Source organism: Salinicola peritrichatus, from assembly GCF_003206715.1.
Lineage (GTDB): Bacteria > Pseudomonadota > Gammaproteobacteria > Pseudomonadales > Halomonadaceae > Salinicola > Salinicola peritrichatus.
The window spans coordinates 11762-28245 of the sequence record NZ_PZJU01000046.1 but is presented as its reverse complement, the minus strand read 5'-3'; the positions used below and the strand labels follow the sequence as shown (position 1 = coordinate 28245).

Genomic DNA, 16484 nt, shown 5'->3' with positions numbered 1-16484 from the left:
AGGATACCCAACGACAATGGATGTGTTGCATCTGGTGGCCCTGGCCTTGATCCAGGGCTTGACCGAATTTCTACCCATTTCCTCCTCCGCACACCTCATTCTTCCATCGCAATTGCTGGGCTGGTCCGATCAAGGGCTGGCCTTCGACGTGGCCGTGCATATCGGTTCGCTCGGCGCGGTACTGTTCGCGTTTCGCCATGAGGTCTGGCGCATTCTGCACGCCTGGTTCACTCAGTTCGGCGAACGCGGGCAGACGCCGGAGAGTCGCTTGGGCTGGGCGATCATCATCGGCACGATCCCTGCCGTGATCTTCGGGCTGCTGGTCGAGGATTGGGTCGAGACGGCCGGCCGCTCGGTGGTGGTGATCGCGACGACGACGATCGTCTTCGGTATCCTGCTGGCGATCGCCGATGCCCGTGGCAGCCGCACGCAGGAGATCGAGAGGATGACGCCCAAGTCCGCGTTGCTGATCGGGCTGGCGCAGGCCATCGCGCTGATTCCCGGCACCTCGCGTTCGGGAATTACCATGACCGCCGCACTGATGCTGGGCTTCACCCGTCAGGCGGCGGCACGCTTCTCCTTCCTGCTGTCGATTCCGCTGATTCTGGCCGCCGGTTCCCTGAAGGGGATCGAACTGGCACAGGCAGGCACCGCGACCCAGTGGCACGAAATCCTGCTTGGCGTGGTGTTTTCGTTCATCGCCGCCTGGCTGTGTATCAAGCTGTTCCTGGTTGCGCTGGACAAGATCGGCATGCTGCCGTTCGTCATCTACCGCCTGTTGTTGGGCGTGGTGCTCTTTATCTGGGCGGTATGAGCGAGGTCGGCCTTATCACCGTCGTCGGCGAGCCGTTGCGTGCGCTGGCCGAGCGCTATGGTCTGCCCTGGCAGGCGACGCCCGCGACGGAAGGCCTCGCGTTGCAGGCTTCCGAGGCGGGTCTGGAGATCGCCGGCGACCCGCGCCGCCATGGCCATCCCGTGCGCGTGGATTTCGTTTCCGGCGCGGTGGCGCATCGGCGCCGCTTCGGCGGCGGGCGCGGTCAGTTGGTCGCTCGCGCCTGCGGCTTCGGCAAGGGCGTCGTCCCACAGATAGTGGATGCGACGGCGGGGCTGGGTCGCGATGCCTTCGTGCTCGCCAGCCTCGGTGCCGAGGTGCTGATGGTCGAGCGGGTGGCCGCCATCCATGCCCTGCTCGAAGATGCGCTGCAGCGCGCAGCGGTCGATCCCGAGGTCGCCGATATCGTTGCGCGGCTTGCGCTGTGTCATGCCGACAGCGCCGCCGCGCTGGGCTCGGCCATCGCCGAGTGGCCGCATCAACCGCAGGTGGTCCATCTCGATCCGATGTTCCCGCATCGCGAGAAGTCGGCGTTGGTCAAGAAGGAGATGCGGCTCTTCCGCGAGCTGGCCGGCGATGACGACGACGCGCCGCGCCTGTTGGAAGCCGCGCTGGACGTCGCCACGCATCGCGTGGTGGTCAAGCGTCCGCGCAAGGCGCCGCCGATCGACGGGCCCGCGCCGCAGCACGTGCTGGAAGGCAAGACCAGCCGCTACGACCTCTACGTGCATCGCTCGTTGAAACCGTGATGCGGAAAATGAACAAGCCGGGCTCGTACCCGGCTTGCTTTACATTGGCTTTCCTGTCGGGACTGGAGCGGATCTTCACGCTCCGGGCGCCAGCGGCAGCCAGAGCGCGAGTGCTAGCAACGTGACCAGCAGTACCGGCGGCGTGATCAGCAGGCCGATCTTCATGTAGCGTCCCCAACCGATGCGCTGCCCCTTGGTGGCCAGCACGTGGAGCCAGAGCAGTGTCGCGAGGCTGCCGATCGGCGTGAACTTGGGGCCGAGATCGTTACCGATGACGTTGGCGTAGATCATCGCTTCGCGGGTCAGCGGTGGCAGTTGCGCCTGATCGATGGCCAGCGCGCCGACCAGGGTCGAAGGCATGTTGTTCATCACCGCGGCCAGCAGCGCGGTGACGAAGCCAGTGCCGACCGTCGCCACCAGATGGCCCTGGCCGGCCAGCCACTCCAGCACGCCGGCGGCTAACGTCGTCAGGCCAGCGTTGCCGAGCCCGTAGACCACCAGGTACATGCCGATCGAGAACCACACGATCTGCCACGGGGCATTCTTCAGTGCCACACCCACCGAGACCACGGCACCGTTTCCACCGCGCCACCAGCGTCCCGCGACGGCCATCAGCGCCACGGCGGCCGCGCCCGTGACCAGCGCGATGGGAACACCCCAGCGCGCGGTAACGAAATAGGCGACCAGCAACACACCGAGCAGCGGGAAGGCGGTGCGGAAGACCAGCGGATCGCGGATGGCCGAAGCCGGCGAATCGAGGCGCGCCAGTGAATAGCGACGCGGTACCCGCCGGCCGAAGGTGATCCACAGCACGATGAGGGTCGCCACCAGCGACACCAGATCGACCGGCACCATGACCAGGGCATAACGCGAGAAGGAGATGTCGAAGAAGTTGGCGCTGACGATATTGACCAGGTTGGAGATGATCAGCGGCAGGCTGGTGGAGTCGGCCACGAAGCCGGTGGCGATGATGAACGCCAGCGCCGCCGGCGGTGAAAAATCCAGCCGCAGCAGGATCGCCAGCACGATGGGCGTGAGCAGCAGCGCCGCGCCGTCGTTGGCGAACACGGCCGCGATGACGGCACCGAGGACGATGACCAGCGGGAACAGCAGGTGTCCCCGGCCGTTGCCCCAGCGCGCCACGTGCAGTGCGGCCCAGGCAAAGAAGCCGGCCTCGTCCAGCAGCAGCGAGATCACGATCAGCGCCACGAAGGTGAAGGTCGCGTCCCACACGATATGCCACACCACGCCGACATCCGTCCACTGCACCACGCCGGTGAGCAGCGCGACCAGCGCGCCACCGAGCGCGCTCCAGCCGATACCCAGCCCCCGGGGTTGCCAGATCACCAGCCCCAGGGTAACGATGAAGATGGCCAAGGCCAGCATGTCGATCTCCTTGAAGGAAACACGGCATAAATGGCTGCGCAGGCGAATCGCTGCGTTGCGCGGTGCTCGGAATCCTCACCTATACCCCATAGGCTCCGGTTCCTGCGCTCCGTGCGCCTTGCGCTTCATCCTGCTCGCCGATTTATTCAGCGTTTCCTTAAATCGTTTCTTTTTGATTGACGCGGCGCGAGACGGCTTCGGCGCTCTCCACGCGTTCCGAATAGCGATCGGTGAGATAGGCCGAGCGGCCGCGAGTCAGCCAGGTGAACTTGACCAGCTCCTCGCACACGTCGACGATGCGCAGGTAGAGTGGTGATGGCTTCATGCGGCCGTCTTCGTCGAATTCGGTGAATGCCTTGGGTACCGAGGACTGGTTGGGGATCGTCAGCATGCGCATCCAGCGACCGAGAATGCGCAGCTGGTTGACCGCGTTGAAACTCTGGCTGCCGCCGGAGACTTCCATCACCGCCAGCGTCTTGCCCTGGGTCGGGCGCACGCCACCGAGCGCGAGCGGAATCCAGTCGATCTGCGCCTTCATGATCCCGGTCATGGCGCCGTGACGCTCCGGGCTGACCCAGACCATGCCCTCCGACCACTCGGCCAGCTCGCGCAGTTCCTTGACCTTGGGATGGTCCGCCTCGGCGCCGTCCGGCAGCGGCAAGCCGGCAGGGTCGAAAGCGCGCACCTCGCAGCCATACCAGCGCAGCAGCCGACCGGCCTCTTCGCTGACCAGGCGCGAGTAGGAGCGCTCGCGCAGCGAACCGTAGAGCACCAGGATGCGCGGCGGGTGGCGGGGAGCATCGGGGCCGGCCAGCGCCTCTACATCGATGGGGTGCAGCCTGGCGGGATCGATGTTGGGCAGCTCTTCCAGCGTGGCCACTCGGCTCATGACTCGCCCCCCGAGTGACGAACCACCTCGCCATCCTCCTTGGTGAAGGTGGCGACGGGATTGTCGAGCAGATCCAGCACACGCTCCGATGGGCGACAGAGGCGGGCGCCCTTGGTAGTGACGACGATCGGCCGGTTGATCAGGATCGGATGCGTCATCATGGCGTCGATCAATTGATCGTCGCTCAAGGCGGGATCGTCGAGATTGAGCTCGTCGTAGGGGGTGCCCTTGCGTCGCAGCAACTCCCGTGGGGGGATGCCCATCATCGCCAGCAGCTCGACCAGGCGTTGGCGGCTGGGTGGCGTCTCGAGGTACTCGATGACCTCGGGCTGCTCTCCCGAGGCTTCGATCATCGCCAAGGTGTTGCGCGAGGTGCCGCAGGCGGGGTTGTGATAGATCAAGGGGCGCATGATGACCTCATTCATTGTCTCGACCGACATTGTCCTGGCTGGTTGAGCAGGCGATCAGGGATGTCGCCAGTGGTTCGCAGACTTGCGGATGGCCGGCGCAGCAATCCTGTACCAGGAAGCGGATCGTCTCCTGCACGTGACCGAGGTCGGCGCGATAGATGACCGAGCGACCCTGGCGACGGGAGAAGACCCAGCCCGCGCGCGCCAGCACCGCGAGGTGGGCGGACAGGGTGTTGTGAGGAACCGCTAGTCGTCGCGCGATTTCGCCAGCGGCCAGCCCTTCGGGTTCATGCTTCACCAGCAGGCGAAAGGCCTCCAGGCGTGTCTCCTGGGACAGGGCGGCGAAGCTTTCGATCACGCTTGATATTTCCATATGTCCAAGAATATAGACACGTTATGCGAAGCGCAACGCTCTCCTGAGGAGGCACTGATTCATGTCGCGAGCGATGAGAGGTTGGTCGCCGCCGGAGCGCAAGAACCGGAGTTTACGCGGTGTTAAATGAGGATTTTGACCGGGCTGGCGCACCAGCGCCGTCGGCGATCAAGATATCGAGCGCAGCAATAAATCAGCGTCTCCCTAAAGCGCATCAATGCAGGGCGGGGTCCGACTCCGGGCGTGATGGGGTCGCCGGATAGCGTCGCCGTAGCCACTGGCTCAACAGCACATAGACGAGAATCGCCTCGGGAACTTCGCCGAGATAGAACATCCACTCCGCCCCCTGCTGCACCGCCGCCAGGCTTTCCTCGCGCGGAAAATGGAAGCGATACATCCACTTGGCCAGTACGCCATGAGCCACCATTGCTGCTATCAGCGTCGCGCAGCGCATCGGCAGCGACGGCCGGCGCGGCGCCGGATCGGGACCGGCGATCGCCCACGTGAACAGACAACCCGCCAGCAGGAAGTGCCAGTGTAGCCAGACGGCGAAAGCCGGCGTTTCCAGCATGTAACCGTACAGGCCGGTGAGGTAGAGCAGATAGAGACCGCCAACGTCCAGAGTGGCGGCCGTGATGGGGTGGCAAAGCAAACGCACCCACGGGTGGCCGAGCAGGGCTACCCAGGCGCGACCCCACGCCGCCGGAACGTTCTTCAGCGCCAGGGTGACGGGGGCGGCGAACACCAGGCCGATCGGTGCCAGCATCGCCACGATCAGGTGGACCAGCATGTGGCCCCGGAAATCGTGGTGAGCCCAGGAGGCGATGGGCGGGCTCAATACGGCAACGACACTCAGCGCTCCCAGGGCGAATATCGTGGGGCGCCAGAGCGGCCAGGCACGCCCACGGGATCGCAGACGCCAAGTGCCCCGGAAATAGAGCGCGAGCGCTACGAGCATGGCGCCGGCGAGTACGCTCATCGCTGGCTGATCGCCCGTCCGCCTGCCGCGCGTCGGTAAAGCCAGACGCCCGCCAGCAACAGCACCACCCCCGCCAGATTCCAGGCGATGTCGTAAGGCAAGACGTCGTCCACGTAACGGACCTGGTGTAGCCGCAGGATCTTGTGATCGACGATGCCGTCGAACAGCTGGAAGCCGCCCATGCCCAACAGGAAACCGGCCCCCCGGTAGCCCGGCGCGTGACGCCCGGTTTCATGGAGGCGCAGCATCACGGCGCCGCCGGCAACCAGGACGACGAGTTCCAGCGTGTGCAGCAACCCGTCGGAAGCCAGCGCCAGCGCCGAACTCTCGGTCTCGACGAAATGGTGCCAGGCCAGCAGCTGGTGGAAGATGACCTCGTCGATGGCGGCCATGAAACCGACGCCGAGCAGTGCCGCGGCGATCAGGGTGGCCCTGCGGTTGGGATGACTCGGTGTATACGTCAAAGCCCTGACTCCTTTCGATCGATGGCTGTCAGAGTCAGGGTAGACGATGGCGTGTGCCGGCGGTGCGTTCATCGCCCCGTCGCGCTAGAGTGGCGGCGCAACGTCACCTCGGAAGGCCAGCCACAATGCTCACGCCCTTGATCTACTGCGCCGCCGCGCTGGCGGAAATCGCCGGTTGTTTCGCTTTCTGGGCCTGGTGGCGTCTGGAGAAGACGCCGTTGTGGCTGATCCCCGGCGTGGTCAGCCTGATCGCCTTTGCCTGGCTGCTGACGCTGAGCGACAGTGACTACGCGGGGCGGGCCTACGCCGCTTACGGCGGCATCTATATCGTCACGTCGCTGCTGTGGCTGTGGCTGGTCGAACAGCGTCTGCCCGATCGTTGGGACATCGCGGGCGCGCTGATCTGCCTGACCGGTGCCGGCGTGATTCTGTTCGGGCCGAGGAGCTGAGTCTCCCGGCGGTCGGCTCGGTTGCCGCGCTGTCTTCGGGTTGTCGCTTACGGCCGCTACAATTTGCCGGAATTTGACGCGAAAAAGACTTGAGGCCAGCCTTTGACGAGGCCATTATCTGCGCCCTCTCGTCGATCCTTGGCGGACCGGCGGGAAACCAAGACCGGGGTGGCATCGGGTCGGGGTGCGCTTTGAGTTGCCCACTACCGATAAGACCTTATCACTGTTGACTTTTCCCGATCTGGAAGCGAACTCATGAGCAAAGTCCTGATTATTGGTGCCGGCGGCGTCGGCGGTGTCGTCACTCACAAGTGTGCGCAGCATCCCGAGGTGTTCAGCGAGATCTGTCTCGCCAGCCGCAACGAGGCGAAGTGCAAGGCGATCGCCGAGCAACTCCCGCGCTCCATCCAGACCGCCCAGGTCGACGCCGACGACGTCGAGGCCCTGGTGGCGCTGATCGAGTCGTTCAAGCCGGACGTCCTGATCCACGTCGCGCTACCGTATCAGGACCTGACCATCATGGAGGCCTGCCTGCGCACCGGCGTGCCGTACCTGGATACCGCCAACTACGAGCACCCGGACGAGGCCAAGTTCGAGTACAAGGAGCAGTGGGCGTTCCAGGAGCGCTACGCCAAGGCCGGCAACATGGCCACGCTGGGCTGCGGCTTCGATCCGGGCATGACCAACATCTACTGCGCCTACGGCCAGAAGAACCTGTTCGACGAGATCCATCGAATCGATATTCTGGATGCCAACGGCGGCGACCACGGCTACCCGTTCGCCACCAACTTCAACCCGGAGATCAACATTCGCGAAATCACCGCGAACGGCCGTTACTGGGAGAAGGGCGAGTGGATCGAGACCGCGCCGCTGGCGGAAAAGCGTACCTTCGACTTCGACGGCATCGGCGAGAAGGAGATGTACCTGCTCTACCACGAGGAGCTGGAATCGCTGTCCCGCAACATCAAGGGGCTGGAGCGCATCCGTTTCTGGATGACCTTCTCCGAGAAGTACATCACCCACCTCAAGGTGCTCGAGAACGTCGGCATGACCGATATCGAGCCGATCGAGATCGACGGGGTGGAGATTTCGCCGCTGCAGTTCCTGAAGCGCGTGCTGCCGGACCCGGCCTCGCTCGGCCCGCGCACCAAGGGCAAGACCAACATCGGCGTGATCCTCGACGGCATCAAGGATGGCAAGCGTCGCAAGGTGTATATCTACAACATCTGCGATCATGAAAAGAGCTACCAGGAAGTCAAGTCCCAGGCGATCTCCTACACCACTGGCGTGCCCGCGGTGACCGGCGCCATGTTGATGCTGCAAGGCATCTGGAAGGGCGAGGGCGTGTTCAACGTCGAACAGCTCGATCCCGATCCGTTCATGGAGCGCATCGGCGAGATGGGCCTGCCGTGGCAGATGGTCGAGCTCGACCCCGAATCCGACCCGCTGGCCTGAGCGCGATGAGCCACGACGCTTACCCTTTCGACATCCATGCCTGCCCGTCGCCGGCCTACGTGGTCGACGACGCGCTGCTGACTCGGAATCTCGAACTGCTGGCGCGGGTACAGGCCGAGAGCGGTGCGAAGATCCTGCTGGCGCTCAAGGGCTTCGCCATGTGGAACACCTTTCCGCTGGTGAGCCGGTATCTGGTCGGCACGACGGCCAGCGGCCAGGACGAGGCGCGTCTGGGAGCGGAGACCTTCGGTGGCGAGGTGCATGTCTATTCTCCGGCGTTCACCACGCCGGAGATGGACGTGGTGCTGCGTTACGCCGATCATCTGAGCTTCAACTCGCCGCGGCAGTGGCGCCATTTTCGCGAGATCGTGAAAGCGGCACCGCGCCGAATCTCCTGCGGGCTGCGGGTCAATCCCGAGCACTCGACGGGAAAAGTCGCGCTCTACGACCCCTGCGCGCCGGGCTCGCGTCTCGGCACGCGGGCGGCGGATATCGCGCCGGGCGATCTCGACGGGCTGGAAGGGCTGCATTTCCATACCCTGTGCGAGCAGGGAAGCGATGCGCTGGAAGAGACGCTGGCGGCGTTCGAGGCCGGGTTCGGGCACTATCTGGCGGGGCTGCGCTGGGTCAATTTCGGCGGCGGCCATCACATTACCCGGCCCGACTACGACGTCGAGCGGCTGGTGCGGATCGTGCGCGACTTCAAGGCGCGCCATCCGCACCTGGAGGTCTACCTGGAGCCGGGCGAGGCGATTGCGCTCAATACCGGCTTTCTGGTCGCCAGCGTGCTGGATATCGTCGACAACGACGGTCCCATCGCGATCCTCGATACCTCGGCCACCGCACACATGCCGGACGTACTGGAGATGCCGTACCGACCCGAAATCATCGGCGCCGGCCAGCCGGGCGAGAAGGCGCATACCTACAAGCTCGGCGGCACGACCTGTCTCGCCGGCGACGTGATCGGCGACTACTCGTTCGATGCGCCGCTCGAGATCGGCGACCGGCTGGTGTTCACCGACATGGCCCACTACACCATGGTCAAGACCACCACCTTCAACGGCATTCGGTTGCCGGCGATCTGCCGGGTCGACGCGGTCAGCCGCGAGGTGCGCACGGTCAAGACCTTCGGCTACGAGGATTACAAGACGCGGTTGAGTTGAGACGTATCGTTCCATTATGACGACTGACGCCCCGCCGCCGCGGGGCGTTTTTCGTGGCGTGTCGAAAGTCGACATCGTGGCGGGGGCATGCGCGATCGCCATCAATGTGGCCGCGCACGGCCAATTCGACGATCAGACCGAAGGTATTTTCCGCGCTTACCTGCCACACTGATTTGTGAGCCACCGCACACATGGAATGTGTCATGAAGAAACCCATCAGCTTTTTCGTGCACCATCAGGGGCGAGGCCATGCACGGCGCACCATGGCCATCATTCGCGAGTTTTCCCTGGATCGTCCGGTCAGTGTCATGACCGCAGATCCCTCGCTGTTCGATGGTTTCGAACGCGAGATCGACCTCGTCGCGCTGCCCGACATGATCGGCGCCGACGTGCCCACCCAGGCGCTGTTCGAGCAGCCCACGCCTTCGGTCATGCACTGCGTGCCCATGGGTGTCCTCGAGATGCGTCAGACCATGCGGCGGATCATCGACCATCTCGACGATGTCGATGTCGGCCTCTTCGTCATCGATGTCTCGGCGGAACTGGCGCTGCTGTCGCGGATCGCCAGCGTTCCGGCGATCAAGGTGCGCATGCACGGCGATCGCAACGACCCCGGGCATCTGGGCGCCTACGAAGTCTGTGTGGGCATGTTGGCGCCGTTCGACGAGCGCCTCGAGCAGGCCGATTATCCCGACTACCTGCGACAGAAAACCTTCTACAGCGGTGGGCTTTGCACCACCGCGGCACGAGTGCCGAGCCGGGAGGAAGCACGGCAACGGCTGGGGCTCGATCCGGCGCGCGAGATCGTGGTGGCGCTGACCGGCGGTGGCGGCTCGGGCACGCCGTACGCGCCGCTGACGGTCGCCGCGCGGGCGGCGCCGGAAACGCTATTCCTGACCATCGGCCCGCTGCGCCGGGAAGGTCACGAGACCGACTTCGCCAACCTGATCAACTGCGGCTGGGTCGATAACGTGGTGGATTACCTGGCCGCCAGCGATATCGTGCTGGCCTCCGCCGGCGACAACACCGTGCATGAAGTCGCCATGCTCGAACGGCCCTACATCGTCGCGCCGGAATGGCGCTACTTCGGCGAACAGACACGCAAGGCCGAACGCCTGGCCGAACTGGGGGCGGCGGTCAACATGACGGTGTGGCCGGCCGATTTCGCCGGCTGGCAGGCCGTGCTCGGCCAGGCGCGGGCACTGGATGTCGCCAGGTTGAGCGAACTCTACGCTGCCGATGCCGCCCGCTGCGCCGCGCAGTGGCTCGAACGCTGTGTCGATCGCCTCTGGGAGGGAGCAGCGGCTGCGCAGCCGGCCGCTCGGGTCACCGACGGCACTCGCGATCGTGTCACCTCGCTGAGTACCAAACGCTCGGTCGCCAACGACGGCTATCAGCAGTAGCGGGCACTGGCCGGCAGGCGCGCCGCGGCGATCTCCTGCGCGGTGGGGCGCCGCAGAACCTCGATGCGTTCGGCATCGGGCGACCAGTCGATCGCGCCGGCCTCGCAGAACTGCTCCAGCCAATAATCCATGCACCAGCGGTTCCAGCGCTGATGGAAGCGTCGGGCATTGGCGATGATGGCGTCGAAGTGCGGCCAGGGCGGGGCATACAGCGGATGATACTGGTGCCAGGCCAGCGCTCCGCCAACCCAGTAGAGCGCAACGTTCGCCGCCGCCAGCCGCCAGGCATAGTCGGTTTCTTCGCCGCCGTAGCCGACATATCCCTCATCCATGCCGCCGGCACGCAGGTGATCTTCACGCATCAGGGCGAAAGAGAGTCCCCACAGATTGCCGGGGTCGGGGTCGAAGCGTATTTCCCGCGCGGCGAGCGTCGGACGCGCCGGGTGACGTTCGCCCAGGGTGGCCAGACGCTCCAGGTCCAGCGTACCGTCGGCACGGTAGCGCACGGCGTCGGCCGGCAGGTAGTGCACCTCGCCCAGGTAAAGCGCCGGGCGGGAGGAAAGGGCGTCGCGATAGCGCTCGATCAGCGGCGGTGAAGCGATGCAGTCGACGTCGAGAAAAACCAGAGCCTCGCCGTGGGCGGCGGACGCCGCCGCGTTACGCGCCCGTGCCAGCGGGAGCGTGTCGCCCTCCACCATGACGTGGCGAACGGGAAAGCGCACGGCGGGCAGGTTCGCTTCCGGCTCGGGCTGCATCCAGGCGATGACCAGTTCGTCGGGACGATGTCGCTGTGCGTCGAGACTCAGCATCAGGTTGACGAGGTGTTCGCGGCGCTGGCGGACCAAGGTCAACACGCTGAGCTTCATGAAGCGAGGTCTCCCGTCGGCTGGCGACGCTGGAAATGCTTGACGCCTTCGATGATGCCGAGCGCATGCGCGGCGCTGGCGGCGTAGACATGTGTCATGCCCGGCGCCTCGAGGAGCCCATCGCTATGGTTGGCGACGACGATGGAGCAGGGCACCGAGCGCAGCATGTCGAGATCGTTGCCGGAATCGCCAGCCACGTAGAGCGCCTCGCGATCGATCCGCAGGCGCTTGCGCACGTGTTCGACCGCAAGTCCCTTGGAGGCATCGACCGGCAGGATATCGACGTAGCGGCCATGGCTATGGATGACCGTGCCGGCCAGGCCTTGCTTGCGCAGGTGCGCATGGACTCGGGTGACGAGGCCCGGATCGCCATCGCTGAAATAGCTCAGCTTGTGCCGCCGCTGCTCCAGCGTGCCCTGGGGCGTCAGTCCCGGGAAGTCGCGCAGCGCTTGCTGAATGGCCTCCTGCTGCCAGCGACGATCGATCCACTCCGACCACCCACGATCCTGGCGGTAGGTCACGCCATTGGCATCCAGATAGTGAATTTCCGAGCCGACCGAAGAGATGATCAACTGCGGGTAGTGAATACCGGCCTGTTCCAGAATCGACAGCGCGCTATGGAAGCTGCGCCCGGTCGCAACGCCGAATCCCAGCTGAGGCTGCGCCTGATACCAGGCATTGAAGGCGCGGATGCCGGCCGGCGAACCGGTCAGGGTGTTGTCGATATCGCAGATCAGCAGCGCTTGCGGCAGCGGCGCGCTGGGCGCCGAGCGGCACAGGCGAGCGAGCAGGTCGTGATAACGCTGCGCGTGGCGCCGCCAGTCGAACGCCATGACGGCTCGATGGCCATTGTCGGCCATGCGGCGCCAGCGCGAACGGTCCTGAAGCAGGGCGAGCGCCTGTTGGGCGATCTCATCGCTGTGACGCGGGTTGATCAATATACCGTTGCCGCACTGCTCGACGATGTCGTTGGGGCCGCCGCTGTCAGTGGCGATCAATGGCAGGCCCGCCGCTGACGCTTCCAGCAGCGTCAACCCGAACGGCTCGTTGAGAGCCGGGTTGACGAACACGCCGCCGCGCTCGCGTGCCCAGGCATAGAGCGCCGGAATGTCTTCCGGGGCGTGATGCTTGGGGTAGGCCACCTGCCCGTAGAGATCGTAGTCGTCGATCAGCTTCAGCAGTTCGCACAGATTGACGGCAAGCTCGGGCTCCAGCGCATCGAGGCGCTCGCGAACGCCGGCCACGATCACCAGGTTGGCCTGCCGGCGTAACGCTTCGCTCTCCCCGAAAGCGCGTACCAGGGCGGCCAGGTTCTTTCGCGTCACCGGCCGCGCGATGGCCAATAGGGCCGGCTTGTCGGGATCCGCCAGAAACTGCCGAAGCATCGCTTCCACCGCGGGGGTCGAAGTGGCCTCGGTGAAATCGGCCAGATGGCTACCGGGCGCAATCACCCGAATGCGTCCGGCGTCGTAATGGAGATAGTCGGCGTACTGGACCTCGGCTTCATCGCGGGAGCTGGCGATGATCAGCGCGGCCTCGCGAATGGCGCGCTCCTCGAACGCGATGCGCCGTTGCAACGCCCGCTGCGTCTCGACATCGAAGCCAAGGCTGTCGCCGGCCAAGCATTTCAACTTGCTGCGCCCCAGCGAATGGGCGGTGAACACGAACGGGATTGCGTGACGGCTACCGATCTCGGCGGCGACTTCGCCGGCATCGGCATAGTGGGCATGGAGCACGTCCGGTAGCGCCGGCAGCGTTGCCAGCCAACGTTCGAAAGCCGCTACGAACGCGGGCAACTCCTGCCACAGTTGCTCCTTGGTCAGATAGCCGGGCCGTTCGGTCGGCAGCCGGATCAGCGTGATCTTGGGCCCGACGACTTCGCTCGGACGGCTATAGTCTACGCTGCTGAAGTCGCAGTCGAACGCGCGGGTGACCAGCGTGATCCGCTCGATCAGCGGGTCCTGCGCCGAGGCCTCGACCAGTTCCAGCAGGTAACGAATGTGACCGCCGGTATCGGCAGTGATGCCGTACTCGATATCGCCACCGCGCAGGCAGCCCTGCAATGCCACATGTACGATATGCATGAGTGAAAATCCTTTTCACCTGATGGGGAGCGTTCCTTCTATGGCTCGTAAAGCGCGTCTGCGTATTGCCCAGGTCGCACCGGTCATCTTTCCGGTTCCCCCCGTCGATAACGGCGGCACGGAGCGTATCGTCTTCGATCTGACCGAGGCGCTGGTGGCCATGGGCCACGACGTGACTCTGCTGGCTCCGTCGGATAGCCATACCAGCGCTCGCCATCTGGCGGCTTCAGCCAGCCTGAGCCAGTGGCAACGGCTTCGAGACAACGTGCCGCCGGGCGTTCCCGGTGTCCTGGAGTCGCTGATGCTCGAACAGCTGCGCCAGCACCTGGATCGGTTCGATGTTATTCACTGCCACGGCGAGTTCTGTCATGCCGCGCTTCTCGGCGAGCGGCACCGTCATAGTCTGACCACCATCCATTGGCGAGTGGACGAACTCGACCGTCAGCTTTTCTTCGCCGGTTTCCCGGACTTGCCGGTGGCGGCCATTTCCCACGCCCAGGGCGCCGCCATACCGGCATCGAACCGCTTGGGAACGGTCTATCACGGGCTCGACCCGAAGCGCTTTAACCTGGGTAACGGCGAAGGGGGATATCTGGCCTTCATTGGTCGCATGACCGATCAGAAACGCCCCGACCGTGCCATCGATGTGGCCCGGGCCAGCGGCCACTCGCTGCGCCTGGCGGGTGACGTCGATGTAGGCAATCCCCAGTGGTTCGATCGCCATGTCGCTCCCGAACTCGACGAGCGCATTCGTCATGTCGGTCCGATCAATGACCGCCAGAAGCAGCAATTGCTCGGTGATGCGCGGGCGCTCTTGTTTCCGATCGATTGGCCGGAGCCTTTCGGGTTGGTCATGATCGAGGCCATGGCCTGCGGCACACCGGTCATTGCCTGGCGTAACGGTGCCGTCGAAGAGATCGTCGAAGAGGGCGTCAGCGGTTTTGTCGTCGATTCCTTCGAGGCGGCGGTGGACGCCGTGAAGCGCTTGCCGGAACTGGATCGCCGCCGCGTCCGTGCGGCTTTCCTCGAACGCTTCACCGCCCAGCGTATGGCTCGGGACTATGTGCGGCTCTACCGGCAGCTGCTGGCGAATGACGACACCAACCGGACCGAATCGGCAGCGCCCACGCCGGGCAAGCCCGCCGAAGAGTGATGGACAATGGGTTGCCTCGGAACTTGGCCACCCGAACCACGGGGAAAGCCGAGCAGGCCACCGATGTCGCCACGAACCGCTACCTAGGCGCTGTGGCTCAGTTTGGGCTGCAGAACTTGCTTGCGCGCGACGATGGTATCCAACAACTCCTGGGCGCAGCCGGGCAGCACGCCTTCCTGGCGTACGAGGATGCTGCGCTCACGGTAGGCCCAGGCGTCGCTCAGATGCCGAACGCCGAGGCGCATGTTCTGCTGATAGCGCAGGGCGCAGGACTCCGGCAGGATGCCGACCCCAACCCCGGCTTCGATCATGCGACAGGCAGATTCGAAGCCGAAGACCTGGATCCTGACCGGCAACTGCTTGCCCAGCTCCAGCGCCTTCGTCTTCAGAAAATGAAACAGCGTGCTGCCTTCGTGCAGTGCGACGTGCGGAAAATCCAGCGCGTCCTCGAACGTGACCTCCTGGCGCTCGGTCAGGGGGTGATCGAGCGGCGTGGCCAGCACCAGCCGGTCGCGGCTGAAAGGCAGCGTCTTGAGTCGCGGCGGCACCTCGATTCCCACCATGATGCCGAGAACCCCCATGTCGGCCGTGCCGTCGAGCACGCCGCGAATGATATCGCTGGTCAGACGCTCCTGGAGATCCACGGTGACGCCGGGGCGGGTAGCGAGAAAGTCGGCCAGGACTTCGGGCATGAACTCGATGACCGCCGTGGTATTGGCGAAGATGCGCAGATGCCCCATGGCGCCATTGGCATAACCGGAAAAATCGCTTTTCACACGCTCGACCTGACGCAGGATGAGGCGTGCATGACGCAGCAGGTGATCACCGGCGGGGGTCAGCTCGACTCCCTGGCTGCTGCGATAGAATAACCGGTTGTTGAGTTGGTGCTCGAGTGCCTTGATACGCGTGCTGACCGCCGCGGTGGAAAGGTGGACGCGCTGGGCGCCGGCCGTCAGACTGCACTCTTCGGCGACATGTACGAAGATGCGAAGATCGGCGAGGTCGAAATGCATGGGCCTGTCTCGTCGCTGAAGATGGTCGGCTTGGAGGTGGCATCTTAAGTGCGCTCGAAGGCCGGTTTATGCAATGCCGAATTTCCTCTCGTCACCTGCCCGGTCAAGCTAGGGCTTGGGATGGGCAACTATACTCCCGGCTGGAACGCTTGGGTTATCGATGTGCGACTAAAGTCTGGGCGTTGTTTCTGAAATTACTGTCAGGAGAAGTCATGAAAATCCTCGTCGCGGTCAAACGCGTCATCGACTACAACGTCAAGATCCGGGTCAAGCCGGATCACTCCGACGTCGACCTCACCAACGTCAAGATGGCCATGAATCCCTTCTGCGAGATCGCCGTGGAAGAAGCGGTGCGGCTCAAGGAGCGGGGCGTCGCCACCGAAGTCGTCGCCGTCACCGTCGGCCCCAGGGCCGCCCAGGAACAGCTGCGCACCGCGCTGGCGCTGGGCGCCGACCGCGCCATTCATGTCGAAACCGACGAGCGCGTCGAGTCGCTGGCGGTGGCCAGGCTGCTCAAGGGCGTGGTCGATGACGAAAAGCCCGACCTGGTGATCCTCGGCAAGCAGGCGATCGACAGCGACAACAACCAGACCGGCCAGATGCTCGCCGCGCTCAGCGGCATGCCCCAGGGCACCTTCGCCTCCGAGGTCGCCATCGACGACGGCGAGATCCACGTCACCCGCGAGATCGACGGCGGCCTGCAGCGCCTCGCGCTCAAGCTGCCGGCGGTGGTCACCACCGACCTGCGCCTCAACGAGCCGCGCTACGCCAAGCTCCCCGACATCATGAAAGCCAAGAAGAAACCGCTCGACACCA

General features: G+C 64.7%; 17 protein-coding genes. 8 read left to right on the top strand and 9 right to left on the bottom strand.

Annotated elements, in window-relative coordinates:
• Positions 1 to 16 precede the first annotated feature (16 nt).
• Positions 17 to 814 carry an undecaprenyl-diphosphate phosphatase gene (locus DOM57_RS15900; protein WP_110650172.1) on the top strand — a complete coding sequence of 266 codons (798 nt, stop codon included), beginning with the start codon at positions 17 to 19 and terminating at the stop codon, positions 812 to 814.
• Positions 811 to 1581 carry a class I SAM-dependent methyltransferase gene (locus tag DOM57_RS15895; RefSeq protein WP_110650171.1) on the top strand — a complete coding sequence of 257 codons (771 nt, stop codon included), beginning with the start codon at positions 811 to 813 and terminating at the stop codon, positions 1579 to 1581. Before DOM57_RS15900 ends, DOM57_RS15895 begins: the two co-directional genes overlap by 4 nt.
• Positions 1582 to 1656: 75 nt before the next feature.
• Here the strand turns inward: DOM57_RS15895 and DOM57_RS15890 are convergent, their stop codons facing one another.
• From DOM57_RS15890 to DOM57_RS15865, 6 genes are all read right to left on the bottom strand, one after another.
• Positions 1657 to 2967 carry an arsenic transporter gene (locus tag DOM57_RS15890; RefSeq protein ID WP_110650170.1) on the bottom strand — a complete coding sequence of 437 codons (1311 nt, stop codon included), beginning with the start codon at positions 2965 to 2967 and terminating at the stop codon, positions 1657 to 1659.
• Between the two features lie 157 nt (positions 2968 to 3124).
• A complete protein-coding gene (gene arsH / locus DOM57_RS15885; protein WP_110650169.1) occupies positions 3125 to 3856 on the bottom strand; it encodes an arsenical resistance protein ArsH in 732 nt (243 codons plus the stop codon).
• Positions 3853 to 4266: an arsenate reductase (glutaredoxin) gene (gene arsC / locus DOM57_RS15880; protein ID WP_110650192.1), complete on the bottom strand. Its 414-nt coding sequence runs from the start codon at positions 4264 to 4266 to the stop codon at positions 3853 to 3855. Before arsC ends, arsH begins: the two co-directional genes overlap by 4 nt.
• A 7-nt stretch (positions 4267 to 4273) precedes the next feature.
• On the bottom strand, positions 4274 to 4624 hold the full coding sequence (locus DOM57_RS15875) for an ArsR/SmtB family transcription factor (RefSeq protein WP_239496271.1): 351 nt from the start codon (positions 4622 to 4624) through the stop codon (positions 4274 to 4276).
• Between the two features lie 229 nt (positions 4625 to 4853).
• Positions 4854 to 5618 carry a cytochrome c oxidase assembly protein gene (locus tag DOM57_RS15870; protein ID WP_110650167.1) on the bottom strand — a complete coding sequence of 255 codons (765 nt, stop codon included), beginning with the start codon at positions 5616 to 5618 and terminating at the stop codon, positions 4854 to 4856.
• On the bottom strand, positions 5615 to 6082 hold the full coding sequence (locus DOM57_RS15865; RefSeq protein WP_239496270.1) for a DUF2243 domain-containing protein: 468 nt from the start codon (positions 6080 to 6082) through the stop codon (positions 5615 to 5617). The genes DOM57_RS15870 and DOM57_RS15865 overlap by 4 nt, the downstream gene beginning before the upstream one ends.
• Before the next feature lie 125 nt (positions 6083 to 6207).
• Between DOM57_RS15865 and DOM57_RS15860 the strand changes: the two genes are divergently transcribed.
• The 4 genes from DOM57_RS15860 (at position 6208) to DOM57_RS15845 (ending at position 10552) form a co-directional block, all read left to right on the top strand.
• Complete coding sequence (locus tag DOM57_RS15860) at positions 6208 to 6531, top strand: YnfA family protein (protein WP_110650165.1); 324 nt, start codon at positions 6208 to 6210, stop codon at positions 6529 to 6531.
• Positions 6532 to 6786: 255 nt separating this feature from the next.
• A complete protein-coding gene (locus DOM57_RS15855; protein WP_110650164.1) occupies positions 6787 to 7986 on the top strand; it encodes a saccharopine dehydrogenase family protein in 1200 nt (399 codons plus the stop codon).
• 5 nt (positions 7987 to 7991) lie between these two features.
• Positions 7992 to 9149: a carboxynorspermidine decarboxylase gene (nspC, locus tag DOM57_RS15850; protein ID WP_110650163.1), complete on the top strand. Its 1158-nt coding sequence runs from the start codon at positions 7992 to 7994 to the stop codon at positions 9147 to 9149.
• Between the two features lie 203 nt (positions 9150 to 9352).
• Positions 9353 to 10552: a glycosyltransferase gene (locus DOM57_RS15845; RefSeq protein WP_110650162.1), complete on the top strand. Its 1200-nt coding sequence runs from the start codon at positions 9353 to 9355 to the stop codon at positions 10550 to 10552.
• Here DOM57_RS15845 and DOM57_RS15840 read toward each other — a convergent pair.
• Positions 10543 to 11418 carry a glycosyltransferase family 2 protein gene (locus DOM57_RS15840; RefSeq protein WP_110650161.1) on the bottom strand — a complete coding sequence of 292 codons (876 nt, stop codon included), beginning with the start codon at positions 11416 to 11418 and terminating at the stop codon, positions 10543 to 10545. The genes DOM57_RS15845 and DOM57_RS15840 overlap by 10 nt on opposite strands.
• On the bottom strand, positions 11415 to 13502 hold the full coding sequence (locus tag DOM57_RS15835) for an HAD-IIB family hydrolase (protein ID WP_110650160.1): 2088 nt from the start codon (positions 13500 to 13502) through the stop codon (positions 11415 to 11417). Before DOM57_RS15835 ends, DOM57_RS15840 begins: the two co-directional genes overlap by 4 nt.
• Before the next feature lie 40 nt (positions 13503 to 13542).
• Here DOM57_RS15835 and DOM57_RS15830 point away from each other — a divergent pair, with 40 nt between their 5' ends.
• A complete protein-coding gene (locus DOM57_RS15830) occupies positions 13543 to 14655 on the top strand; it encodes a glycosyltransferase family 4 protein (RefSeq protein WP_110650159.1) in 1113 nt (370 codons plus the stop codon).
• 83 nt (positions 14656 to 14738) lie between these two features.
• Here DOM57_RS15830 and DOM57_RS15825 read toward each other — a convergent pair whose 3' ends face one another.
• Entirely contained in the window at positions 14739 to 15668 is a 930-nt protein-coding gene (locus DOM57_RS15825; protein WP_110650158.1) for a LysR family transcriptional regulator, read from the bottom strand.
• 212 nt (positions 15669 to 15880) lie between these two features.
• Here DOM57_RS15825 and DOM57_RS15820 point away from each other — a divergent pair.
• Positions 15881 to 16484, top strand: a 604-nt coding sequence (locus DOM57_RS15820; RefSeq protein ID WP_110650191.1) for an electron transfer flavoprotein subunit beta/FixA family protein, incomplete at its 3' end; no start/stop codon positions are given.